Annotated in this window: 17 protein-coding genes; 12 read left to right on the forward strand and 5 right to left on the reverse strand. The window is 37.1% G+C overall.

The window, feature by feature from the left end:
- Nucleotides 1-27: 27 nt before the first annotated feature.
- The 6 genes from BC781_RS05500 to nfsB all read left to right on the forward strand — a co-directional run bounded on the left by BC781_RS05500 (nt 28) and on the right by nfsB (nt 4,275).
- Nucleotides 28-825 carry an SDR family oxidoreductase gene (locus tag BC781_RS05500; RefSeq protein ID WP_109616219.1) on the forward strand — a complete coding sequence of 266 codons (798 nt, stop codon included), beginning with the start codon at nt 28-30 and terminating at the stop codon, nt 823-825.
- A gap of 288 nt (nt 826-1,113) precedes the next feature.
- Nucleotides 1,114-1,524 (forward strand): hypothetical protein, encoded by a 411-nt coding sequence (locus BC781_RS05505; protein ID WP_109616220.1) that lies wholly within the window; start codon nt 1,114-1,116, stop codon nt 1,522-1,524.
- Nucleotides 1,525-1,545: 21 nt separating this feature from the next.
- On the forward strand, nt 1,546-2,046 hold the full coding sequence (locus BC781_RS05510) for a GNAT family N-acetyltransferase (RefSeq protein ID WP_109616221.1): 501 nt from the start codon (nt 1,546-1,548) through the stop codon (nt 2,044-2,046).
- Nucleotides 2,047-2,206: 160 nt separating this feature from the next.
- Nucleotides 2,207-2,779, forward strand: a complete 573-nt coding sequence (locus tag BC781_RS05515; RefSeq protein ID WP_245935583.1) for a Crp/Fnr family transcriptional regulator — start codon at nt 2,207-2,209, stop codon at nt 2,777-2,779.
- Nucleotides 2,780-2,838: 59 nt separating this feature from the next.
- Entirely contained in the window at nt 2,839-3,417 is a 579-nt protein-coding gene (locus BC781_RS05520) for an NAD(P)H-dependent oxidoreductase (protein WP_109616222.1), read from the forward strand.
- A 195-nt stretch (nt 3,418-3,612) separates the two neighbouring features.
- Nucleotides 3,613-4,275, forward strand: a complete 663-nt coding sequence (gene nfsB, locus BC781_RS05525; RefSeq protein WP_109616223.1) for an oxygen-insensitive NAD(P)H nitroreductase — start codon at nt 3,613-3,615, stop codon at nt 4,273-4,275.
- A 236-nt stretch (nt 4,276-4,511) separates the two neighbouring features.
- On the opposite strand, the gene BC781_RS05530 is transcribed toward nfsB, so the two are convergent.
- From BC781_RS05530 to BC781_RS05550, 5 genes are all read right to left on the reverse strand, one after another.
- Nucleotides 4,512-5,201 (reverse strand): bifunctional 4-hydroxy-2-oxoglutarate aldolase/2-dehydro-3-deoxy-phosphogluconate aldolase, encoded by a 690-nt coding sequence (locus BC781_RS05530; protein ID WP_109616224.1) that lies wholly within the window; start codon nt 5,199-5,201, stop codon nt 4,512-4,514.
- A gap of 27 nt (nt 5,202-5,228) precedes the next feature.
- Complete coding sequence (locus tag BC781_RS05535; protein WP_109616225.1) at nt 5,229-7,442, reverse strand: alginate lyase family protein; 2,214 nt, start codon at nt 7,440-7,442, stop codon at nt 5,229-5,231.
- Between the two features lie 109 nt (nt 7,443-7,551).
- Complete coding sequence (locus tag BC781_RS05540; RefSeq protein WP_109616226.1) at nt 7,552-9,906, reverse strand: polysaccharide lyase 6 family protein; 2,355 nt, start codon at nt 9,904-9,906, stop codon at nt 7,552-7,554.
- A 107-nt stretch (nt 9,907-10,013) separates the two neighbouring features.
- A complete protein-coding gene (locus BC781_RS05545; RefSeq protein WP_109616227.1) occupies nt 10,014-11,378 on the reverse strand; it encodes a RagB/SusD family nutrient uptake outer membrane protein in 1,365 nt (454 codons plus the stop codon).
- Between the two features lie 35 nt (nt 11,379-11,413).
- The gene (locus tag BC781_RS05550; RefSeq protein WP_109616228.1) at nt 11,414-14,437 is read right to left on the reverse strand and encodes a SusC/RagA family TonB-linked outer membrane protein; all 3,024 of its coding nucleotides are present in this window, start codon (nt 14,435-14,437) and stop codon (nt 11,414-11,416) included.
- 282 nt (nt 14,438-14,719) lie between these two features.
- Here BC781_RS05550 and BC781_RS05555 point away from each other — a divergent pair, with 282 nt between their 5' ends.
- From BC781_RS05555 to hutI, 6 genes are all read left to right on the forward strand, one after another.
- Complete coding sequence (locus tag BC781_RS05555; RefSeq protein WP_109616229.1) at nt 14,720-18,742, forward strand: two-component regulator propeller domain-containing protein; 4,023 nt, start codon at nt 14,720-14,722, stop codon at nt 18,740-18,742.
- A gap of 734 nt (nt 18,743-19,476) precedes the next feature.
- On the forward strand, nt 19,477-19,824 hold the full coding sequence (locus tag BC781_RS05560) for a cupin domain-containing protein (RefSeq protein ID WP_109616230.1): 348 nt from the start codon (nt 19,477-19,479) through the stop codon (nt 19,822-19,824).
- Nucleotides 19,825-19,848: 24 nt separating this feature from the next.
- Nucleotides 19,849-21,153, forward strand: a complete 1,305-nt coding sequence (locus tag BC781_RS05565) for an MFS transporter (protein WP_109616597.1) — start codon at nt 19,849-19,851, stop codon at nt 21,151-21,153.
- Between the two features lie 51 nt (nt 21,154-21,204).
- The gene (locus BC781_RS05570) at nt 21,205-21,957 is read left to right on the forward strand and encodes an SDR family NAD(P)-dependent oxidoreductase (protein ID WP_109616231.1); all 753 of its coding nucleotides are present in this window, start codon (nt 21,205-21,207) and stop codon (nt 21,955-21,957) included.
- Between the two features lie 245 nt (nt 21,958-22,202).
- Complete coding sequence (locus tag BC781_RS05575; protein WP_109616232.1) at nt 22,203-23,339, forward strand: PorV/PorQ family protein; 1,137 nt, start codon at nt 22,203-22,205, stop codon at nt 23,337-23,339.
- A gap of 151 nt (nt 23,340-23,490) precedes the next feature.
- Nucleotides 23,491-24,720 (forward strand): imidazolonepropionase, encoded by a 1,230-nt coding sequence (gene hutI, locus BC781_RS05580; protein WP_109616233.1) that lies wholly within the window; start codon nt 23,491-23,493, stop codon nt 24,718-24,720.
- The last annotated feature ends 58 nt before the right edge of the window (nt 24,721-24,778 follow it).

The raw sequence follows: 24,778 nt of genomic DNA on the forward strand, positions 1-24,778 counted from the left end.
TGAATTAGAAATAGCACGCTAAAAGATATGAGCAAGACCGTTTTTATTACAGGTATCTCAAGAGGTATCGGTAAAACTATTGCAGAAGAATGCCTTAAAAAAGGATATACCGTAATTGGAACCTGTAGAAAACCCGAATCTGTGTCAGACAAATTGGAAGGCACTGAATATCTTCCTTTGGATATGTCTGATGAAAAAAGTATTGAAGCTTGTTGGGAACAGCTAAAAGATCGAAAAATTGACGTGTTAGTCAACAATGCAGGACAGTCTCAGATTGGCCCTGTAGAAGAAACACCAATGGAAAAATATCGCTATCTTTTTGAGGTCAACTTCTTTGGTATCATCAAATTGACTCAATATTTTTTACCACAGATGCGAGAACGCCGTTCGGGAACAATCATTAATATTGGTTCACTTACAGGTCGTTTTCCTCTTCCATATTACTCTTCATATTGTGCCACTAAATTTGCTTTATCGGGTTATTCTCAATCCCTAAGAAGTGAAATGATCGACTTCGGAGTTAAAGTAGTTTTAATTGAGCCTAACGATATAAAAACGACTATTGTACCAGACTTCAACTGTAGAGAAGAAGCTGAATACTTCCCTTATGCAGACAATATCCGTCAGAGTGTAAAAGCAAAAATGTCTGTTGCGGATAGTACGACTAAAATCTCTGATAAAGTAATGTTTGCTATCGAATCTGCAAAGACAAACCCTGTATATGTAGCAGGAGGAAATGCTTCTTTTATGGCATTTATCCAACGTGTAATTCCTAGAAGTCTTGCTGAAAAAGTGATTCGTAAAACTTATGGTTTAGGAAAATAATTGTCCCCCTACTATAACCTATTGTGTAGGTTATAGTAGGGCCTCAACTACAAGATAGTAATGAAAACGACCAATAAAGAACTAAGTTTAAAACGTATCGAAGACTTTTTTGAGAACCCCAAACTTAAACTATCAAAGTGGCAAAAATACTTACTCATTAGTAGCTTCCCATCCTTTTTTCTTTCCCTTATATTTATAAAAATAAATCCAATCCTCTCCTCTTTGTTTATGGGATTTTTTTCGATTGGATTAATAACCTTTCTATATCTCTTCTTTCATCATCATATAATGAGCAATGAAGACGATTATCAGACTTACAAGGAAGTTGGCTCTATTTGTTTTAAAAATCATACCATAGAAATTGATGATATTACATTTGCCTTAAATCAACTAGATGAGCTAAAATTTAAGGTAGCAGGTTATAATGGTCAAGGAAATGCTTATTCAAAAGTTATTCACGATGGATCTAGAAATTTCATCTCTTTCAATCAAAATGGAGAAACACATATTTTTCAGTTTCTCTTACTCTATCAAGATCAGGTTAAGCAACTTAAAGAAATACTTCAATTATACTATGACCAAGAATTGACAATCATTGAATACTATCAAGGAAATAGATCATATCTCCTGAATAAAAATCTTTCCTACAATGAAATTCAACTATTAAAGACTCGATTTAATATAGAAATGTGGATATAGAAAAACTGAACCAACTTCAACATGATTATTGCAGAAACAGAACGCTTAATTCTCCGAGAATTAAATGTCTCTGACGCTAAAGACTTTTATGAATTGAATACCGATCCCGAAGTTTTAAAATACACGGGTGACTCTCCCTTTTCTTCGATTTCTGAAGCTGAAAATTTCCTCGGAAATTATACTGATTACCAGAAAAATGGCTTCGGACGTTGGGCTGTAGTCTTAAAAGAATCTAATCAATTTATAGGTTGGTGTGGCTTAAAATTGAATGAAGAAAATCTTGTTGACATTGGCTTTCGGTTCTTTCAAACTGAATGGGGAAAAGGATACGCTACTGAGTCAGCCCTAGCGTGTATTGCTTATGGCTTCCATCAGCTTCAATTAAAAAAAATCATTGGAAGAGCTTCAAAGGATAACTTAGCATCCCTAAAGGTTTTAGAAAAAATTGGGATGAAAGTATGGAAAGAAGACTCTTGTGAGGGAATTGAAAATGCAATTTATTACCAAATAGAAGCTAAATAATTGGACATAAGAAAATAGGTAAGACTATCCTTAGATCACTTCGTTAATTCTAAGAACAGTATTTTTAATACTAAAAACATTTGTCTAACGACCTACTAACTTTAACAAGTAAAAGAGCGTAACTTAGCAATCTTTTAAGCTTTAGATCATCATCTGAAAAATGGAACAACTGATTAACTACCTAAAATCATTCAACATCCTCACAGATCAAGATATCGAAGAATTGATCACATCTGTAAAACCTAAAAAGCTGAAGAAAGGTGAACGATTGGTTACTCAAGGACAAATCTGTAAAGAAGGTGCATTTATTCAGTCTGGTATTTTCAGATCTTTCTATTATTCAAAAGCTGGAGAAGAAATCACCTACTGCTTTATATTTCCCAATAGCCTAATCAGTGCCTATTCTTCTTACATTACACAACAAAAAACCGTAGAGAATATTGAAGCAATTACCGATGCCGAAGTATTAGTTTTTCATCGTGATAAAATGCTCGAATTGGAAGATAAAAATATACGTTGGTTGAAATTTTTCAAGATTCAAGCAGAGCAGGCTTACATAGATTTGGAGTATCGTATTTTCAGTCTACAGAAAGAAAAAGCAAACAAGAAATATCAACAATTGCTCGATGAACAACCTCAGTTTCTACAAGAAATCCCTCTGAATTATTTAGCTTCCTACTTAGGAATTACCCAGAGACATCTGAGCAGAATTCGGAAAGAAATGATGAATTAGACAAATGTCCTATTCTAAGAAAAAACGAAGCTTTTCCTTTGTAAAAAATCTACAAACACATGAAAAATATACTCATCATAAACGGACACCCTGATAAGCAAAGTTATAATCGGGCATTGGCTGAAGCTTATCAAAAAGGTGCTGAAGAAGGAAAAGCTAATATTGACCTTATCAATCTTGGAGAACTAGACTTCGACCCTATTCTAAGATACGGTTATAGACAAAGAGTTGATCTTGAACCTGATTTATTAGATGCGATCGAAAAATTAAAGAAAGCCGATCATTTGGTTTGGGTATTCCCGATGTGGTGGTACAGTACACCTGCCATCTTAAAAGGCTTTATTGATCGTACATTTTTACCAGGTATTACTTACGAACTAGTGGAAGGCAAACCATTACCTAAAAAATTACTCAAAGGAAAAACTGCCCGAATGATTGTCACTGCCGACAGCCCAAAGTGGTATGAAAAATTATTTATGGGAAGTCCTTTAATCAATCAATTCAAAAAAGGGACATTAGAATTCTGCGGAGTAAAGCCTGTAAAACTCACCTATATTGCTCCAATCAAAGATTCATCAGATGCTTTCCGTGAAAAGTGGCTAAACAAGGTCAAAGAATTAGGGAAGAATCTTAAATAAACTTCCTCACTATAAATTTGAAAGCTCAATCCTAATGCAAAGATCAGGGTTGAGCTTTTTTATTTCCTCCTCAAGTATTCATAACAAAGCCTAATATTCAATACTATCCTTTTTGACCGTTATTGTCATTGATAAACTCACCCTCTACATTTGTACTATAATTTTGATAGTAACAACAAAAAATATATAAATAAGATGAAAGTAAGTGAAATCTTAAACTGGCGTTATTCAACTAAAGAATTTGATGCGGACAAAAAAATCTCTGAGGAAGACTTCCAACAAGTGAAAGATTTGCTTCGCATGAGTCCTTCAAGTACAAATATTCAGCCTTGGCACTTCCTGATTGCTAATTCTGAAGAAGGAAAAGCTAGAATTGCTAAAGGTGCTGAAGGGTTCTATCAGTTCAATGCTCCAAAGATTTTGAATGCTTCTCATGTTGTAGTGTTCTGTGCAAGAACTGATGCCGATGAAGATTACATGCAACATCTTTTAGAAGTTGAGGAAAAAGATGGTCGTTATCCGAATGAAGAAGTAAAACAAATGATGTATGGTGCGCGTAACATCTTCGCTAATATGCACCGCTATGACTTCAAAGACTTCCAACACTGGATCGAGAAACAAGTATATTTGAATATGGGTAACTTCCTTTTAGGTGTAGCCATGCTTGGCATTGATGCTTTACCAATGGAAGGGGTTGATTTAAAAGCCATCGATGAAGAATTCGGCTTACGCGAAAAAGGATTTACAGCTGTAGGAGTCGTTTCAATCGGATATAGAACAGAAACTGATTTCAATACTACGGATAAGACACCAAAATCTAGATTACCTGAAAGTGAAGTTCTTTCAATTTTAGACTAATCTGAAATATCTCAATCTTTATTGTGCCTGTTCTTGCCCCAAACAAGACAGGCATTTTGTCCATAAAAAAAGAGCTGCCCCAAAAGGGTAGCTCTTTTTTAGTTTATCCATTTTTAGTCCACAATCAACGAACAATTTTTGCCATCAGTATAACTCTTATTGACTAGCTCAATTGAACGAATTCCTCAATTTTTTGATAGATATCGATCTATTTTTATCCGTTTTTCAAACTTCCTTTAAACACTCAAAGCTTTATTTTCTCTGAATACTTGGCAAACCTCAATTGCTGAAAGTGTTGCTTCTGTAATTTTTGCATAATCGAATGCTCCATCAGTATTTTTCTTAAACAACTGACTTCCCATTCCAATACAATGTGCTCCTGCGGTTAAGAACTCAACCAGCTCAGAAGGGTCTAAAGTAATTCCACCTGTTGGCATAATACTAGACCAAGGACATGGAGCCTTTGCCGCTTTGATAAACTCAACTCCACCGACTTGTTTTGCTGGGAAAATCTTAACGATTTCGGCACCCAATTCTTCTGCTTGAGAGATTTCTGTAAGACTGCCACAGCCTGGCATCCAAGACACTTTTCTTCGGTTACAAACCTTTGCGATATCTTGATTCAAGATTGGTGAAACAATAAAGTTTGCACCTAACTGAATGTATAAACCTGCCGTTGGAGCATCTACTACAGAGCCAATCCCCAAAATCATTTCTGGGCAACTCTCTTTTGCATAATCCAATAATTCTTTAAAAATAATATGAGCAGCTTCTCCTCTGTTTGTAAACTCAAAAACTCTCACACCACCCTCATAACATGCTGAAAGTATTTTTTTACATACTTCCACATCCGAATGATAAAAAACAGGAATAACTACTGTATTGTATGATTCTAAGGCGACTTCAATTCTTGAAAATCTTGCCATAATTGGTTTTGTTTTTGGTTTAAATAATTAGAGTTCGCTTGTCATTTCTTGTAACTGATAAGGTCCAACCCACTCGTAAGTTTTCCCATTTGCAGTTACGGTATGTTTGCTTTCTTTAGCTGCATCTTGATTGGCTATCATCAATACCCAACGTTGTGAAGAATTATCTTCCAACATTACGACACTGCCTTCTTCGGTATCTGCCAGTAGTTTCAAATCCTTCAACTGACTTTCTGAGTTCACCGTATATTCTGCATTCGGATTAAACTCACCGTGTGCTTCAATAACAGAAAGGAATGTATGTGCTTTCGCCTTAGGCTGTCTGATCATAAAACCAGAATCTTTTCTCAGATTCACCTCTGGGTCATTTGCACCTAGCTGCGTCATGAAGTATTTCGTTTCAGTATTCGCTACAGATGTCAAGGTGTAGAATCTTTCATTCTGCAACCAAGTAAATGAAGCCAAGTGAGATGCAGCATTTCCTTCTGCCATATTCCAAAGATGTTGATAACCGTGATCATCCCCCATCGTATTCCATTGATTTGAATGAATCTTGAAAGGAATATTCGAATCGATTTTATGCCCCATATAATAGAAAGGCAAATCATACTGATGCTCTTCTTCAGCATTCACTCTGAAAAGATCAATGATCCATGGCTTCTGATGTTCTCCTTTTGAAATCATTGCCATTGTACGTTGCATTTTTACACCTTCATAGGCTGTGGTATCAAGTGCAGAAATGATTTGAACTTTTGGGTCTTCAAAAACCGTAAAGAACATCTCTGAATTAAGCTTGTCAGCCACTTTTTGCTTGCCTTTATAATTTGACTGTGCATCTACAACTACGGTATTATGAGATACCGTTTGCTTTGCCCAAGTTTTATTTTCTGGCAAATAACGTCCACCCTGTTTTTGTACAGTATTCAGAAAACGAACAGCACCATAATCTTGAAGAACTTCTACGCCTTTGTCATAAAGGCTGAAACTCAACTTATCAAAATGCCCGTGCCCCATTCCCGAAGAAGAATATTTCATCAACAAACATAATTGATCTTTTTGATCTCCATCTCTCAAAATACCTAATCCACCATTTTTACCTTCACTTCCATCACTCAACTCAAGCGAACGGTAATTGAAAGGTTTGGCTTTTCCTTCGGCTATAGCTTTAGCAACTGCTACTCCTTCTTCCCCAAGCATCAGCTCGCCTTGTTCTTCAGCAATACTCAACAATCCAGCGTCTTGTCCGAAGTGAGTAAAGGCAATATCCACTCCGTAGACAAGCTCAGCTGTATTATAAGTTTTCTCCTTCAATGCATCATTGATTGGGAAAAAACGACCGTTAGTGTAACTCAATTGCAAGACGGCTTCTACTGCTTTTGGTAGCACGCCGTTTCTGTATTCATAAATTCCTAATTCAGGATTTCTGTGCGAAAGCGTATGCGCATAAAGTATAAATGGCATAAGTGCATAACGCTGATAGTAAGGACCTTCGGTATAATAACCGTCTGGTGAGAAAAGCTCATCCAATTGTTTCAAAAACCCTGATTGTCCATCCAACTTTGAACCTTTCAATGTTTTCTGAACCATTTCTTCATCTCCCATCACATAGCTGATCATTCCGACACCAGCAACCATCCATGTTCCATGATTATGGACTTTGTCAAAATTGACAACATTTTGTTCAGAAAAGAACTTCACAATCGGACGGAATAAGTTCTTTTCAATTTCTTTACGTTCTTTTTTTGTGAGGTAATCATACACACAATCGTATGCCTGACTCACATAAACTAACCACACACTATCGTTTAATCCTTGCCAAAAAAGTACTCCAGGGTTTGAGCTTTTTCTTTCAGGATGTAATCCTAAACTAGGGTACATTGCTGCATAACCTAGCAATTGTTTTTTTACATATTCGGCATAAGCATCATTTTGCTCAATTTGATAAAGCAGCCCTGCCTCATACATTTTTTTGTAATTCTGCTTGTGTACTTCATGCGTATATCCTCCTCCCGGATCTTTCGGAATTGGGATATTAATTTCTTCGTCTAAAGCTTGCAGAACTCTTGTTTTTACTTTGTTAAAAGTCTTATCCAAAAGAGGATACTTACCTAAGTTTGTTCGTAAGTCTTCAACACCTTTGGCTGTCAGCACCAAATTTGGGTGTTCACCTTGACTCCAACCTAAATAAGGAAGAAGTATTAAAAACAAGGTCCAAAGGCTTTTATGATAAAATGCTTTCATCGCTTTTTTCCTTTTGATCCGATGTTTTTGGTTAGCGCATTCACTTCAGACTTGAGAGGTCTGAGAGCGAATGCTTATCCTTAACCAATTAACATCTGCCTAAAAAATCTTAGAAATCACCTTTTGCTAATTCCATAGAATAGCCCAAAGGTCTGCCGTCTTGTGTTTTATCAAGCTCTAAAGTTTCTGAGTGAAACTTCAGTTCGTTATTTGTCAGATTTACTTCTGTGAAAGCTGGATCAAGGTTCAACTCTGCTCCTGCTGAAAAATTACAGTCTTCAATCTTCCCTACAGGTCCTCCAGACGTTACTTTCACTACAAAATCACCTTCGCCATGCCATACCGAACAGTTCACCTTAAAACCTTGTAATCCGTGAAGAGTTACTGCTGGTGTTTCTTTTGAACCTGTATTGATAAATGAACAACGATCCATTGCGATTACTGGTCCCATTGTACTTTCATCCATTCCACCTCTGTAGACATCTACTGCAATACCTTTGATTTCTGTGAAAAGTACATTCTTCATCTTCAAACGCTCCACATTGTAACGTCCTTTATCATCCAACTCAGCATGCATATAAATACCATGTCCATTGATATTTTTGATGACTGAATTCTGTAATTTGAATTCAGCAATCATAGACATTTTCCCACCGTTAAAAATGATAGATTCAGCATTCAGATAATCAGAAAACTCACAGTCTGTCACCGTCAAATAACTAGGTAAGTCTGTAGCCAAAGTCTGAACCGCATATTTCGCTTTTGACTTTCCTACCAATTTCAATCCTTTCAATTCTAGCTTTACTCCTTCTGTTACTTCAAAAGCAGTAGTCGCATATTGCTCGATCAACACTTTTGAATTCGCTGCTTGAATGGTAATATCTTTGTCTATGATTAAAGGCTTTTTCAATCTTAGTTTGGTTGCTGTAATCTTCAACACATCACCAGATTTAGCCGTAGCCAATGCTTTATATAAAGCTCCCGATGATTTTACCGTATGAACTGTTGCTTCTTCATTTTTTTCAGAAGTCCACCATTTCACTCCTGCAGTTTCCAATGTAGCCCAAACCTTTGCCTTCTCAATATTTGATGCACTAACAGCACCTACTTCATTGGAAGTTCTTTCTGACTGACGTTGGTCTTGATAACTTCTTGCATCTACCCAAACTGCTGTGCTTTCCAATACTTCTGATGGATATTTGATTCCATCTTTATCCACCGAAAGAGCAACATTTTTCTTTGTAAATCCTTCTTCTTGGAATGCCTTAATGTTTTCACCAATTACATTTCCACTGAACTGAATACCACTTACATCATCATTGATTCCGAAAATATCTGATCTCGAAGAATGCAAGAATAAGTTGTTACTCAATACCGTTTCAGAAGGAGGTAATGTTCTTTCTTCATCTGAACCCACACCCAATTCAATGTGATCGCAGTCAATGAAAGTATTCTGAGAAATTGTCGATCTCAATACTTGCATGTAACGATTGGCTGGAGAATTCGGGATTCCGTTCATTACAGCCAAAGCAGCTCTAAATCTACGTCCTGTGATACCCTCAAAGTAATTATTAACGACAGTTTGTCCTTCATTAATTACTCTTACACCACCAGTATATTCTACATTATTCCCAATGAAATAATTGCCTTCTACCCAGTTGTTATGTCCGTGTCTCAATACCAAAGAACCTTCACACTCAAAGAAAGTATTGTAAAGGAATTTGTTTTCACAAGACTTGTTAGAAACTACCTCTACTTCGCCATTACAACGTTCAAAGTAATTTTGACGAACTACTGTTCTTGAAGCTTCAAGTGAAGTGAAACTTGTTCCAATTCTTATTGTCTCGCCCCCGTTTGAACCTGTTGTAATTCTGTCTTTAAAATGATTATTATCGATACTATGGTGGTTGTTTCTACTGTTCTCTTCTTTTAAGATGACAACTACCACAGGACCAACATTTGATTTTCCTTCAAATAGGTTATGGTCTAGTCGGTTATATCTTCCGTAAAGTTCTACCCAATGATCTTTGTCTAGCTTTTCCTCTTTGTTATAATAAGAGATAACGCAATTTGTCACTCGGCTATAATTTGCTACTTGTTCTTTGTCTTTGCTAAAACGAATTACAGCTTTTTTGGAAGCCGATCCGTTTTTAAACACCAAACCATCTACCACCAAATAATTCCCTACCAGTCTTAAATCTGATTTCCCTTCTAGTGTAACTTTTCCTTTTGTTTCTGCACAAAGTACAACTGGCTTCTCGGCTGTACCATTTGCTTTAAAAATCAGTTGAGCATCTGTCCACACACCATTTGCCAGCATAAGAGTATCTCCTGCTGCCAATTTGCCTACTGCTGTATTATAATCCTCAACTGAACTCACCTTGTAAGTTTCTGCCGATACACTAAAGTTTATACCCAACAGGAATGCCCCACAAAGCAATATCTTTATGAAATTCTTACTCATCTTACTACCATTTAAAGATGATAAATAACACTGAAGAGATGGCAGTAGGAAGCATTCTTCCTACTGCTCAACTTTTCAGATCACATATCACTTACTCATGAAACTTCTTAATTTGTGTACCCTGGGTTTTGTACCAACTGTCCTCTACTCAAAGTAATCTGAACTTGAGGAATTGGGAACAACAAGTTGTGTGCAGAAATCGGTGAATCAATTCCTTCTGCAGCCAAATGTTCTTTCATCACTTCAATTGCGTTTCCATAACGAAGTAAATCAAACCATCTATGGTTCTCGAATGCCAACTCAATTCTTCTTTCCAAAGCAATTGCTGCATCTAACTGTGTTTGAGATTCAAACGTAAGTGCTGCAAGTCCTGCTCTATCACGAATATCATTTACATACTGGATAGCCATTGGGTCTAAAGCTGTAGCTTGGTTTGCCAACTCAGCATACAACAATAGTACATCTGCATAACGAAGGATTACAAAATCAACTCCTGATTGCTCAATAGAACCTACTGAATTATACTTATTGATAATTACTTTACCGTTATCTTCAGCCATAGAAGCTGCTGCTCTAAGGTCTCCATCTTCATGAATGTTAAGGAATTCGCTTGTTACTTTTACTCCTCCAAATACACCTTTTGAACTAAAAGTATAAGAGAAAGTCTGGTGCTCACCATTTCCTGCATCATAACGCGTCGAGAAGATCACTTCCTGATTCATTTCTGAAGAGAAAATTGATGCATAATCATCCATAAGACTAAACTCACCACTATCGATGATGTCTTTCAATTGTTGCATAGCTCCTGACTTATCTCCTGAAGAAAGAAGCACTTTAGCATAGATTCCTTTTGCAGCCCACTTTGTTGCTCTACCTTCAGCATCACCACCATAAGACGATGGTAAGTTTTCAGTAGCAAAAAGTAAATCTACTTTGATTTGTTCGTAGATATCTGATGCAGCTACATTGTCAAAGAAACTATAGTCGTCAAATGCAATTACATTAGTTACTAAAGGCACATTACCAAAAAGTTGTACCAAGTTATGATAAGCATAAGAACGTAGGAACAATACTTCAGCTTTCAACGCATTGCGCTTTGCTTCATCTTCAATCAGATCTACATTCGCTAACACCATATTTGCTCTAGAGATCACTGAATATGAAAGCCCCCAATAGTCATTCATGAATGATGTAGAAGGATCATTTGTAAACTTATCCAAGTCTCCATAACTACCTTCTGAACCCGGAGATGAGTTATCATCTACCACACCTTCCATTGTCCATGCAATATTTGTCAAATCTTGTAGTGCACTGTAAGTACCTACTACTGCAGCTTCAATCTCATCTTCGTTTTCGAAGAAGTTATTTTCTCCAATTGTACTGTATGGTGTAAGATCAAGTTGCTCTTCACAAGAAGTCATCCCGAAAGTACCCAACATGGAGCATAATAGATATATATATGTCTTTTTCATTGTTTTCAATTTTTAGCTCTTAAAATCCTTTAGAATTAAAAGTCTAGTCTCAAACCTAGGGCAAATGTTCTAGCCAAAGGCATTGCACCACGTTGGTAACCGTAAGTCAATGGGCTATCTGTGTTTGCATTGATACCTTCTGGGTTTACACCTCTGTAGCTATCACCTGTTAGGTAAAGAAGGTTACTTCCCGATACATAAACTCTAGCAGTTCTGATGTATTTTTTAACAGGAATGTTGTAACCAAATGTCAAGTTTCTCAATGAGATATAAGACGCGTCTTCTACAAACCAATCAGTCTCAGTCTTTCTACGAGTAAGTCCTTCATCATCAGCAAAACCGATATCACCATTCTCTCCAGCCCATTGTGTCTCAATGTAGTGAGAGTCAATGTTAAATACTGAAGCACCGTGAGAACCTTGGAATGTGAAACTCAAATCGAAGTTTTTGTACTTGAATTCGTTCGTAAGACCCCAAGTAAAGTCTGGGAATGGCTTACCCAATGTTGTCATATCTTCAGTAGTGATTTCACCATCACCATTCAAATCTTCTACATAAGCATTGTTAGCTTGTACACCAATTGGCCAGTACTTATTGAAAATTTCTTCGCTCAATTCACCCTTCACTTTATATCCGTAGAATTGTACCAGAGGTTGCCCTACGCTAGTGATGAAATAACTTGGACGTTTTGACTCTACTGTAGAGATTAACTCTTGTTGGTCACCAAAGTCAAGTACTTCATTTTGTACCGTTGCAAGGTTAAATCCTGTCTTCCATGAGAAGTCTTTATTATCAATGTTAACTGTATTCAATTCAATTTCGATACCTGAGTTAGATACCTTACCACGGTTCGTTCTAATTTCGTTGAATCCAGTAACTGATGGTACAGGTAAGTTAAGTACCAATTGGTCAGTAGTTGCATCGTAGTATGTTACACCAAGTAAAATACGGTTGTCTGCAAAACCAATATTTACACTAGAGTTAAATTCAATAGTACGCTCCCATCCTAAACCTTTATCTGCAAGATTTTGTAAAGCATAACCTGAAGAAATACCATTTCCAGAAACATAGTTAGAGCTTCCCATTTGACCGATATGGTCGTAGTCACCGATTTGGTTGTTACCAGTAGTACCATAACTTGTTGCCAATTTCAACTCACTAATGATACCTTTTGCTCCTTCCATAAATGGCTCTTCCATTACTCTCCATCCCAAACTCATTGCAGGAAAGAAACCCCAACGATTTTCTGGACCAAAACGGCTACTACCATCCCATCTTGTACTAAGAGAAACAAGGTATTTATCTTTGTAAGCATAGTTTACTCTCGCTAGTGTAGAGATCAATACATTATCAAAAATTCCATTGTCATCATCTCTTACTAATGCTGTAGAACCTGAACCTTGTAAGTCTTGAATCTTGTCATTCAAGAAACCAACGGCATCCAAACCTACAATATCTTCTCTCTCGTATTGGTAAGTAAAACCACCCAAGGCATCAATTTCATGTCCACCAAAGCTCTTCTTATACGTCAGAAGGTTTTCATTTAGAATATTGATTACTCTTCCAATTTCGTACTCTGATGTAGGAATACCATCTCTGTGACCCCATGTAGTTTGGAAGTAGTTTCTTTCCGTTGATCTGAAGTAAGCACCACCTGTTGTTTTGAATTTCAAACCATCTGCAATTTTGAAATCCAAATATCCATTGAACTGACCTCTGTATTTTGTTTCCGTTCTCAAACGACCGTGAAGTTTTGCCCATCCATTTACGTTTGATGTATTTCTAAGGTCAGGAAGTCCTGTTGCATCATAAGCGTCATGCTTATCGTCAAAGTGATCTTCCATTGCCAACGAACCAACTTCTCTACCTGTCATTGCAGCAGTTTGCTCTGTGTGCCAAGTCGGCATCCAAGAAGCACTACGTGCCAAATCATGCATACGAACTGATACTCGATCTCTGTCTTGTACTGAAGCATTTAAGTTTACGCCCAATTTTACACGATCACTCAATTCAGTTTTCAGCTTCACACGCATCGAATACTTCTTATGATTGTTTGTATCAACAACACCTTCTTCATCAATCACTTGTCCAGATACATAATAAGAAGTTTGCTTATTACCACCACTCAAACTCAATTGGTAGTTTTGAGAGAAACCATTTCTGTACAATACATCATTTGCATCGTAGTTGTGACCTAACTCTTGTGCTAAACCAATTCTTGCAAGATCATCTTCACTTACATTTGCTTTCTGAGCTACATAAGCAGCCCAAGAGTCTGGACTATGCAAGTCGTATTCTTTAACTGGCGAGTTTGTACTCAATGTAGAAGCGAAAGAAACTTTCATCTTTCCTTCTTGACCGCTCTTCGTTGTAATCATGATGACACCATTTGCACCACGCGAACCATAGATTGCTGCTGAAGCGGCATCTTTCAATACTTCAATAGATTCAACATCTTGCATATCTACAGAAGATAAATCATCTGGAATAGGGAATCCATCAACTACTACTAGTGGCTTAGTACCTGAGTTGATTGATGCAACACCTCTAATTTGAATTTTAGGTTCTGCACCAGCATCTGCATCAGTAGTCTGAATTTGTACACCAGCTAATTTACCATACAAGGCTTGGTCAACCCTTGATACTGGAATCTCTTGCAAGTTTGAATTTGATACTTTTGAAATAGCTCCTGTCAAGTGAGACTTCTTTTGAGTACCATAACCTGTAACAACGATTTCGTCAAGTACTTGCTCATCTTGAACCAATGTCACATCGATTATTGATTGTGTACCTACAAGGATCTCTTGGGTCTTGTAGCCCACATAACTAAAAACTAAAGACGCATTATCATTATCTAACGTCAATTTAAACTTTCCATCAAAATCGGTTACCGTACCATTTGACGTTCCTTTTATTAATACAGAAACACCGGGTATCACGCCACCTTCATCTGATACTACACCAGTAATAACCCTGTCTTGCGCCCACGAAGGGACAAGGGTGGCAATCAATAATATTGGCATCATTAGTATTGCCAATAAGTAGTTCTTTTTTTCCATGTGTTTAGAGGTTACAAAGAATTAAAAAGTGAACACAAAGGAATTCCTTTAGGACTCTGCTTAAGCTTGTTTCAAAAATAGTATCATCTACACTTAAAAAGCTGTCACACTAGAGCTATTAGCTGACAAAACCGAAAATCTGACTGTAAATATTGTATAATCATTTATAAAATATGTATTATTTACGCTTTATCACTTACTTTTATAAGCAAAATCTCGGAGTTTTATTGTAGAAATAACACATATAAGAGATTAGCATTTCCGATACGAACGCGTTGAACTATGATGGATTTTGGACTTATAAGGAAAAATATCAACAGATGTTGTCCTCTTTTTTTACTTGTTTTTTTGTGTAGTCAATTGGCTATCGCAAAATCACCATACTTTATTATACCTTATTCAGTGGAGAATGGACTTGCACAAAGCACTGTCTATGCAATCACTCAAGACACCCAAGGATTTATGTGGTTTGGAACCCGTGGTGGAGGCTTAAACCGTTTCGACGGACATTCGTTCAGTCAGTACATTCACGATCCCAAAGATAGTACTTCTATACCTCATAATGTAGTTTCAGCACTTTTACCCGCCGATGAAGGGCATATTTGGGTTGGTACTGCTAATGGTATTTGTTTATTCTCCATTCATGAAGCAAAAAGTAAAGTTTATAAAGAGACTGTTTTAGAAGATGAAAGAGAAAACTTCTTCTATTCTTTCTTTAAAACTAAGGAAGGAGATTTCTATGCAGGTTCTGTAGATGGTTTATACCTATATAATAAGGAGTCAGACTCATTCAAATTAATTTCGGAAGAATACAGAGGAATACGTACGATCACACAAGGGCCAGAAGGAAATATTTGGTTCAACTCTGTAGGACGATTGGTTTGTATGAGCCAAGACCAACAAAACTTCAAAGTATTTGAAGAAAAAGCATCTGATCTTCAATCATTGAAAGCCGACAATATTTTGAGTTTGGCTTTTGACAGACATGACAGACTTTGGATCGGTACAAGAAACTCTGGTGTGAATATTATGGAAAATATTCAAGTCGGGAAATTCAAGCAGTATAACACTGAGAACTCACAACTTCCGTCCAATGATATCAGAACACTGCACGAAGATCAAGATGGTGAAATATGGATCGGTACTAAAAAAGGTGTCGCTATTTATCAACACTTTGATCAGAGCTTTGAAATTTTTCAGAGTGATAATTATGATAAAAACAGCTTGAGTCAGAATTCTGTGTATTCATTCTACGAAGATCAGAACCAAAACTTATGGGTTGGTACTTGGAGTGGAGGAGTAAACTTATTCTCCAATAATGCTCAAAAATTTCAGGCTATTCAGAATCACTTCATCAAGAATAAGAGACAACCTATTGGCTCTGTCAGTACATTTTGGGTAGATCAAGAAGGAACATGGATTGGCTCAGAAAATCAAGGCTTAATTTTCCAAGAAAGTAAAGGTTCAACACTTTCTACGAAGCAATTCTTTCCTAAAGAACACATCAAAACCTTATGGAAAGATCATAATGAAGATTTCTGGGTTGGTACTTTTCACGGACTTAAATTTAAAGAGAAAAACAGCCAACACTTCAGAGATATATTAGAAGGAGAAGGTATCTATGATTTGATAGAATATCCTAAAGGCAAAATTTGGGCGAGTACGCTCCGATACATTTACAGAATTGATAAAGCTGATTTCAGTATTAAAAGATACAGTAAAGAAGAAGGCAAACTTAGTTCGACTTACAATCGAGGTGGTATTTTCCACTTAGACAGACAAGGAAAACTTTGGGTTGGTGCTCAAAAAGGACTGATGATTTTCGACCAAAAATCAGATAGTTTCTTGAGCTACGAACCTAAGAAAAATAGCAATCACCTCCTTTTTAAAAGTTTTATCTACGATATCACCGAAGACCAAGAGCACAGAATTTGGATTGGTACTCAAAACGGTCTTTTTGCCCTAAACCTTGAAAACAACGAAATTCTTTCATTCAATAAAAATGAAGGACTGTCAAGTCACATGGTTCATGGTGTACTTTACGATGCAAAAGAAAATACAATTTGGGCAAGTACAAGCAACGGTCTGAACCAAGTATATCTTTCCGATTTCAAAATCAATGCTTTTTCAAGTAGTGAAGGACTTCAAGGAGAAGAGTTTAACCGTAGTGCATGCTTTATCAGCAAAGATGGTCAGATGTTTTTTGGCGGAACAAAAGGTTACAATGCCTTCAATCCTTATGACATACAGACCAACCGTAAAGCTCCCGAAGTTATTTTAGATCAGATTTCATTCTTAGGAAGTAGAAATATTCATAAAACGGATAGCTACAAACTATACGGAAAAGAGAAAATCGAGATTCCGTACGGAGAGTCAGCATTCTCAATCAACTATACAGCTATCAACTACAGCCAACCGAAACAAATTACTTATGCGCTTAAAATATCTGGACATTTCAATGACTGGATTCAGATGGGCAATCAGCGCCAAGTACATCTTGCAAAACTAGAGCCTGGTAGTTACGAAATGAGCATCAAAGCAGCCAATGAAGATGGTGTTTGGGGAAAACCTTCAACTTTAGAACTTGTCATCCTTCCTCCTATTTGGCGAGCGTGGTGGGCAAACTTGCTGTACGTTCTTATGATCACAATTATCATTCAGTTTATCTATAAAGAATGGAAAGTAAGACAGCATTTCAAAAATGACTTACTCGTAGAAAAGATGAGTAAGGAGAAAATGGAATACATTAATCAGTTGAAAATTAATTTCTTCACCAATGTTTCTCACGAACTCCGTACACCTTTATCGCTGATCATCGGGCCGTTGGAAAGAATCATTAAAAAAGGAGATGATATCCCTGCCAGTCATGATTATCTAGCGTTGATGCTCAAAAATGCCAAACATCTGATGCAACTCGTAGATGAATTATTGGAATTCAGAAAAGTACAAAGTGGAAAGCAACGTCTGAAAGTACAAGAAATTCCGTTGGTGAAATTTATCAACGAAATCAGTCTGTCATTTGAAGCTAGAGCACAAAACAGAGACATAGAACTCACTACTTCTGGCAAAGATGACTTGACGCTTTGGGCAGATAGAGCCATGTTCCAAAAAGTAATTCACAACATTCTTTCAAATGCCTTCAAACACACACCTAAAGGAGGAAAAATCCGTCTGAATGTTGAGAAAATATCTAGCTACAATGTCAAAATCAGTATTTCTGACACAGGCGTTGGGATGTCTAAAGAGATGATAAGCCAGATTTTTGAATATTATAGCCATAAAGATTCCACACTCGGTGAAGATAAAGGCGTAGGAATTGGGATGGCACTAAGTAAAGAAATCATAGAGCTGCATCAAGGAGAAATAAAAGTAGAAAGCGAACCCGACAAAGGAACAACTTTCCACCTTATCCTCTCACTCGGAAAAACACACTTTGAACAATTGGATGGTGTTGAATTCTTAGAAGTGGCACTCGACACAGAAAAAAATCAGGAAGAGGAAGAAGGAAAAACTAAAGAAGCTGACAGTTCTATTCCAAAGATTCTTGTGGTAGATGACAATGCCGAATTCAGAACCTTCCTACGAGATGGTTTGAAAGAAAAATACACGATCATTGAGGCTCAAAATGGTGTAGAAGCATTTGAAAAAGCACAAAAAGAGCAACCTCAACTGATTCTGACAGATATCATGATGCCTGATATGGACGGCTACGAATTCTGTGACAAAGTGAAAAGTCATTACGATACAGACCATATGCCTGTTATTTTCCTTTCTGCCAAAGATTCAACCGAAAGTCAGAAAGAGGCACTTCAAAAAGGTGGAGATGCTTATATCTCTAAACCGTTTGACTGGGATTATTTGGAGCTTACCGTTGAGACTACACTTCAAAAATTCGATCAACTCAAACAACGTTACCTCAAAGACCTTTTGAATGATGAAGAGAAGAAAATTGGGGAAATGTCTGAGGATGAAAAATTCACGGTAGAGGTTAAACGAATCATGGAAGAGTATTTAAGTGCTTCTGAACTTTCTGTTGAAACCTTCTGCAAAGAAATTGGAATGAGCCGATCAAACTTGAACATCAAGTTCAAGAGTATTATCGGGAAATCACCGAACGAGTACATCAAGTATTACCGAATGCAAAAAGCAGCAGCATTACTGCTTACGGGTAAAAACTCAGTGATTGAAGTGGTTTATAGCGTTGGCTTTAAATCGCCATCTTATTTCACGAAATGCTTTAAAGAGACATTTGGAAAACTTCCTTCAGAATACACCGAGATGTATCAGAAAGAAGAAGCCAAGTAAATAACCGATTATCTTTCAACTGCCACTCTAATTATTTAGGGTGGCTTTTTTATTCCCTCAGTTTTATATCTCACGTTTGAAAATACACCTCATTTTTTTCCATGAAAAAAGAAATAAAGGTTATTCCAGTCCAGAAAACCGCGTCCCATAAAAAACTCCTCCCAGTAATCATTGCATCTCGGCTTTTGCAATAAACAGCTCACTAAGATAAATACTAGGACAAAAATAAAAGATCATAACTATTCTTAAAGTTAGCGCAGCGAGCGAGTGCAGCTTCTAAGGATTTATTTTATGAACGAAAGAGGCGGGCGCAGTTCTTCAAACTCAAAAAATGTACATAAAATCGAGCCTGAAGACTCTAATTCCAATTTCTTAATTCGTAGATGCAGCACTCTCTCACTTCGTTAACTCTTCAAATAGAATATCTATAATAGTTTGTGTCACCACTTATCTGCTACACAACGTTAAATAGCCTTTTTATTTTTCAAAATTCACCCTTTTCTACGAGACCACACCTCCATCTGATTCTATAAAAAATGATTCAAAAAGTACCCAAAAACACAGATATGACAGCCTTTTAGTCAAATGTGTTAGTCAATTTTTATAGCTACTATGTATAAATCTAAATGTGTTAACTCTACCCTTATTATCCCCCTTACCTTTACATCATCGACAATCAAGTGATCCAAAAATCACTTCTTACTTGAGTTGTAAACACAAAAGATATATGCCTTATGAGCACTAAAACAGTTAGCGAAAACTTTTTAAAGGCGTCTCTTCCTTGGGAAACGCTAGAAGACGGATTGAAACGTCAGTTTCTTGGTTTTGATGACAAAATCATGATGGTAAAAGTAACCTTCAAAAAAGGAGGAGTCGGACAACTTCATGAGCATTATCATTCTCAGACAACTTATGTTGTAAGCGGAAAATTTGATGTGACTATTGACGGAGAAACACAAACATTAGAAGGTGGCGATGCTTTCTACGTTCCTCCTCATGCAGTACACGGAGCTGTATGTCTTGAAGACGGAATGCTGATCGATGTATTCAGCCCTGCACGTGAAGACTTCTTGAAAGACTAATTTTTTATGCTAAATGAGAAGAAAATGAAAATTAAAGGATTAAGATGGTGGATTACTGGTTTAGTCAGTTTTGCCACAATCATCAACTATATCGATCGTAACGCCCTAGCGATCATGTGGCCTACTGTCTCCAAAGACTTAGGCATGACCAAAGACGATTATGCCCTATTGATTACAGCATTTATGATATTCTATGCTTTAGGGCAATCTGTTTTTGGGAAACTATTCGACAAAATTGGAACAAGAATGGGTTTTGTGACTTCTATTCTGATTTGGTCAATTTCTATCGGATTTCACTCCGTTGTAAAAGGAATTACAGGTTTGAGTATCCTAAGAGGAACTTTAGCATTTGGTGAAGCTGGAAACTGGCCTGGAGCAACCAAAGCAAATGCGGAATGGTTCCCTCAGAAAGAAAGAGCGACAGCTCAAGGTCTATTCAATGCAGGAGCTTCTGCTGGTGCAGTTATTTCAGCTCCTTTGATTGCGATTCTTTTTGGTGTTTTCGGATGGAGAAATACCTTCTTATTCGTCAGTGTATTGGGTGCTTTATGGATGATTCCTTGGTTGATATTCTACAAAGCAGCACCAAAGAAACACCCTTGGATTACGCAAAAAGAAAAAGAATACATACTAAGCGGACAAATTGAAAACGAAAAATTAGCAGAAGATGATAAGGGCATGACTTGGCTTGAACTCTTCAAGATGAGAAAGTCATGGTCTGTCATCCTCTCAAGATTCTTCCTAGACCCAATCTGGTGGTTGTTTGTCTCTTGGTTACCAATATATCTCGCAGATCAATTTGGTTTCAATGTAAAAGAAATCGGAATGTTTGCTTGGGTTCCTTACGTAGGAGCTGCCGTAGGTAGTGTGAGTGGAGGACTACTTGCAGGAAAATTATTAAGAGCAGGACGCGACATCAACTTTGCTCGTAAACTTCCGATTGTAATTGGAGGAGCGATCATGTTACCGTCACTACTTGCTACAGCATATGCATCTACTCCGCTTTCTGCTGTACTATTGATCGCCCTAATTCTATTCGGGTTCCAATTTGCGATCAGTAACATTCAGACTTTACCAAGTGATTTCCTTTCGGGTAAGTCTGTAGGATCATTAGCAGGATTGAGTGGTAGTGCTGCCGTTATTGGTGTACTCATCACAACTTGGATCGTACCTGTCATTACAAAAGACTCCTACGTTCCATTCTTTATACTCGGAGCGGTTCTCGTTCCACTAGGTCTATTCTCCGTTTTCTTGAGTGGCGATCTTAATGCTCAGAAAGAAAAACAAACTTCAGAAAAAGAGACTGCTCTCGAAGCGGAAATAGATTAAGCTTTTTATAGATAAAACACATTTTTCAGATACAACAAAAATTTTAAAAAGATGAATTTACAAGGTAAAGTAGCCGTAGTTACAGGTGGTGCAAGAGATATTGGTAGAGCAATTTCAGTAAAATTGGCTGAAAGCGGTGCTAAAGTAGTTGTTAACTACTTCGACAATAAAGAAGATGCAGATAAGACATTAGAGATCATCAAGGAAAGAGGTGGAGAAGCGATCGCTGTACAAGGTGATATGACTAAAAATGCTGAGATCAAAACACTTGTTTCTGAAGCTGTAAATGCATTTGGAGAAGAAATCCATGTTTTGGTAAACGTAGCTGGTGGTCTTGTAGCTAGAAAGACAATCGGTGAGATGGATGAGGATTTCTGGGATTTCTTGATGGATGTAAACTTAAAATCGGTATTCCTAGTAACAAAAGCAGTTAAACCATATATGCCACAAGGCGGATCTGTTGTCAATTTCGCATCGCAAGCTGGTCGTGACGGTGGAGGACCAGGTGCAGCAGCATACGCAACAGCAAAAGGTGGCGTAATGACTTATACTAGAGCCTTAGCAAAAGAATTCGGACCTGAACAGATTCGTGTGAATGCCTTATGCCCAGGTATGATCAACACTACGTTCCATGATACTTTCACAAAAGATGAAGTTCGTACTAAAGTTGCAGGTGGTACTCCACTAAGAAGAGAGGGTGCTTCAAATGAAGTAGCTGATTTGGTGGCTTACTTGGCAAGTGACGAATCATCTTTTGTAACAGGAACAAATATCGACATCAATGGTGGTCTTTACTTCTCGTAAGTAATACCTCAGATAAGACTACATACAAACCGAGACCCCAAATGCTATGCGTTTGGGGTCTTTTTATATAAAAAATGACATAGCTAATTAACCATCTAACTATGAATAACTTAAATATTCAGGCCTAAAAATTCTCATTTTTCATACAAAAAAAGAAGCAAATTAAACTTGTTTAAATTCACTTCTACTATTACATTCGAACGATTTTTTAATATTTATTTTTAAACTTTTAAACACTTTTAGACATGAGAGTTTTCTCATTTATTTTTTTATTAATATCCCTTCAATTGACTGTAGCTACAGCTCAAAACATTGAAAATAGAGTTCCAAATACAGCTGTTCCATTCCTAACGCTTAATAGTAATGCTAGAATTTCAGCCTTTGGAGAAGTTAGTACTGTATCATCTGATTTTTATGGAGATGCAGGACTCTTTCAAAATGGTGCTCTCCTAGAAAAGGGAAAAGGTGCTTTTGGCATAAATGCATCATACCGCCCCTGGTTATCTAGAATTGTAAATGATATGTACATCGGTGATTTTGGCATGTATTATTCGTGGAAGAATAAACATAGTGTTAGTTACACCTACAGACATTTTGACTTAGGAAATATTCTGTTTACAGATGACACAGGTAACCCTATAAAATTTTTAGAACCTAAGGAAATATTCCATAAAGCCAATTACACCTATCATACACAAAATGGGTTATCATTAAATACAAGTATCAAATATATTAGAAGTAAAATACCCAATAATACTTCGCTATCAGGATCAGAAAATGAAGAGCATACTATTACAACTGCTTTTGCATTTGATTTAGGATTGTCCTACCGTAAAAACCTCAAATGGATAGAAGAATGGAATACTCCTATAAATTTTGGAGCGACTCTAAATAATATAGGCTCAAAGGTAGATTATAGATTTGGCATTGAGAATAATCTTCCAACATACCTAAGCTTAGGAGTTCTAGCTGAACCTAGAAAAAAAATAGGAAAATCACTTGAGCTAAATCTTGCACTTGCTTATCAAGTAGATAAAAGTTTAGTACCTCTTGACCCTACTCTTGACCTTAATGCAATTGAAAGTATATCTGAATCTTTAAGGGATACTAATTTTAGTACAGAACTCAAAGACGTTATTCATAAAATAGGGGCTGAAACTCGTCTAGAGTATTTAGATCAAGGCTTTATAGCTCTCCGCCTTGGATATCATCATCAACATGAAGAAATTGGTGACACTAAATATCTTACAACAGGATTTGGCTTAGGTTTTAAAGGATTTAGTATTGACTACTCAAAACTATATCCTACCCCAAGAAACCATCCTTTTGAAGACACTTGGGCTATATCAGTAAGCTATAGATCTAACCTTTTCAAAAACTGATTAGAAAAATAACTACACAGGGAATGATTTTTTCATTCCCTTTTTTGTTTCTACCCACAAGCAAAACCCAAATTACCAACTCAAAGCAGAACTTCTTACCTTCGTGCTATTGAAACCATAGAATCAAAAAGCTAAACATAAACTGTGCACAATGAAAACGGTAATTGGTCCATTTACAGAGATTATTTCTCTCAAAGGACTTCCGCAAAAGGGAGCCTTGCAAGACGAACAACTACAGATAGACTATAATGCTGCCATTGTGGTAGAAGATGATAAAATCATTGAAATTGGTCCATTCAATGGCATGCTCAGAGAACACCCTGAGGCGAAAATTGAAAGTATTGAGGGACCGCACGTACTTTTACCTGGTTTTGTAGATTGCCATACGCACATTTGTTGGGCTGGGAACAGGGCTCAAGATTATGCGATGCGCATTGCGGGTAAATCGTATTTGGATATAGCGAAAGCAGGTGGCGGAATTTGGGACAGCGTTACGCAAACTCGTAAAGCAAGTGAAGCCATTTTAGCCGCTTACACCAAAGCTAGAGCTAAGCGTCATTTGTTGGAAGGAATCACGACCATAGAAGTAAAAAGTGGCTATGCTCTTTCCGAAGAAGATGAGTTAAAAATGCTTCGTGCCATCAAAAAAGCAAACGACGAAAGTAAAGCTGATTTAGTTTCTACTTGCCTTTCGGCTCACATTAAGCCAAAAGATTTTGAAGGCGATGAGGAAGCCTACCTCAACATGATCTTGGAAAAAATATTGCCTGTAGCCAAGGCAGAAGGTTTAACTAATCGTGTGGATATCTTTATTGAAGATTCGGCTTTCAGTACCGAAAAGTCAAAGCCATATTTGGAAAAAGCCAAAGCAATGGGCTTCGATATTACTGTTCATGCCGATCAGTTTACTACAGGAGGTTCTAAAGTAGCGGTTGAAGTTGGGGCTTTAGGTGCCGAGCATCTGGAAGCTACAAGCGATGAAGAAATTGAACTTTTGGCAAATTCTGATACTGTAGCAGTCGCACTCCCTGGTGCATCGGTTGGTTTGGGAGAGCCATTTACTCCTGCTCGTAAACTTTTAGACAAAGGTGCTGCAGTCGCTATTGCGAGTGATTGGAATCCTGGTTCTGCCCCAATGGGTGACTTGCTCACACAAGCTGCTATTTTGAGTACTTTCCAAAAACTAAGTACTGCTGAAGTCTTTGCAGGTTTGACTTTCAGAGCTGCAAAAGCCTTAAACTTGGAAGACAGAGGTACCCTAGAAAATGGTAAACTTGCCGATTTCCAAGCTTATGCCACAGACGATTTCAGAAATATCTTGTACCAACAAGGAAAAATGAAGCCTGCTATGGTCTGGAAAAAAGGTGAAAGAGTGAAGTAAATTTCTATGCCATTTCCCAATAAAAAAAGACTTCAGATTCGTTCTAAAAAAGATTGAA

The organism is Sediminitomix flava (assembly GCF_003149185.1).
Classification (GTDB): Bacteria; Bacteroidota; Bacteroidia; order Cytophagales; family Flammeovirgaceae; genus Sediminitomix; species Sediminitomix flava.

Bases quoted from the DNA above. Each gene is read 5' to 3' on its own strand.
- BC781_RS05540 (WP_109616226.1), bottom strand. From the start codon at position 9,906: ATGAGTAAGAATTTCATAAAGATATTGCTTTGTGGGGCATTCCTGTTG.
- BC781_RS05565 (WP_109616597.1), top strand. From the start codon at position 19,849: ATGAAAATTAAAGGATTAAGATGGTGGATTACTGGTTTAGTCAGTTTT.
- nfsB (WP_109616223.1), top strand. From the start codon at position 3,613: ATGAAAGTAAGTGAAATCTTAAACTGGCGTTATTCAACTAAAGAATTT.
- BC781_RS05515 (WP_245935583.1), top strand. From the start codon at position 2,207: ATGGAACAACTGATTAACTACCTAAAATCATTCAACATCCTCACAGAT.
- BC781_RS05520 (WP_109616222.1), top strand. From the start codon at position 2,839: ATGAAAAATATACTCATCATAAACGGACACCCTGATAAGCAAAGTTAT.
- hutI (WP_109616233.1), top strand. From the start codon at position 23,491: ATGAAAACGGTAATTGGTCCATTTACAGAGATTATTTCTCTCAAAGGA.
- BC781_RS05570 (WP_109616231.1), top strand. From the start codon at position 21,205: ATGAATTTACAAGGTAAAGTAGCCGTAGTTACAGGTGGTGCAAGAGAT.
- BC781_RS05500 (WP_109616219.1), top strand. From the start codon at position 28: ATGAGCAAGACCGTTTTTATTACAGGTATCTCAAGAGGTATCGGTAAA.
- BC781_RS05505 (WP_109616220.1), top strand. From the start codon at position 1,114: ATGAGCAATGAAGACGATTATCAGACTTACAAGGAAGTTGGCTCTATT.
- BC781_RS05535 (WP_109616225.1), bottom strand. From the start codon at position 7,442: ATGAAAGCATTTTATCATAAAAGCCTTTGGACCTTGTTTTTAATACTT.
- BC781_RS05545 (WP_109616227.1), bottom strand. From the start codon at position 11,378: ATGAAAAAGACATATATATATCTATTATGCTCCATGTTGGGTACTTTC.
- BC781_RS05575 (WP_109616232.1), top strand. From the start codon at position 22,203: ATGAGAGTTTTCTCATTTATTTTTTTATTAATATCCCTTCAATTGACT.
- BC781_RS05510 (WP_109616221.1), top strand. From the start codon at position 1,546: ATGATTATTGCAGAAACAGAACGCTTAATTCTCCGAGAATTAAATGTC.
- BC781_RS05530 (WP_109616224.1), bottom strand. From the start codon at position 5,201: ATGGCAAGATTTTCAAGAATTGAAGTCGCCTTAGAATCATACAATACA.
- BC781_RS05560 (WP_109616230.1), top strand. From the start codon at position 19,477: ATGAGCACTAAAACAGTTAGCGAAAACTTTTTAAAGGCGTCTCTTCCT.
- BC781_RS05555 (WP_109616229.1), top strand. From the start codon at position 14,720: ATGATGGATTTTGGACTTATAAGGAAAAATATCAACAGATGTTGTCCT.
- BC781_RS05550 (WP_109616228.1), bottom strand. From the start codon at position 14,437: ATGGAAAAAAAGAACTACTTATTGGCAATACTAATGATGCCAATATTA.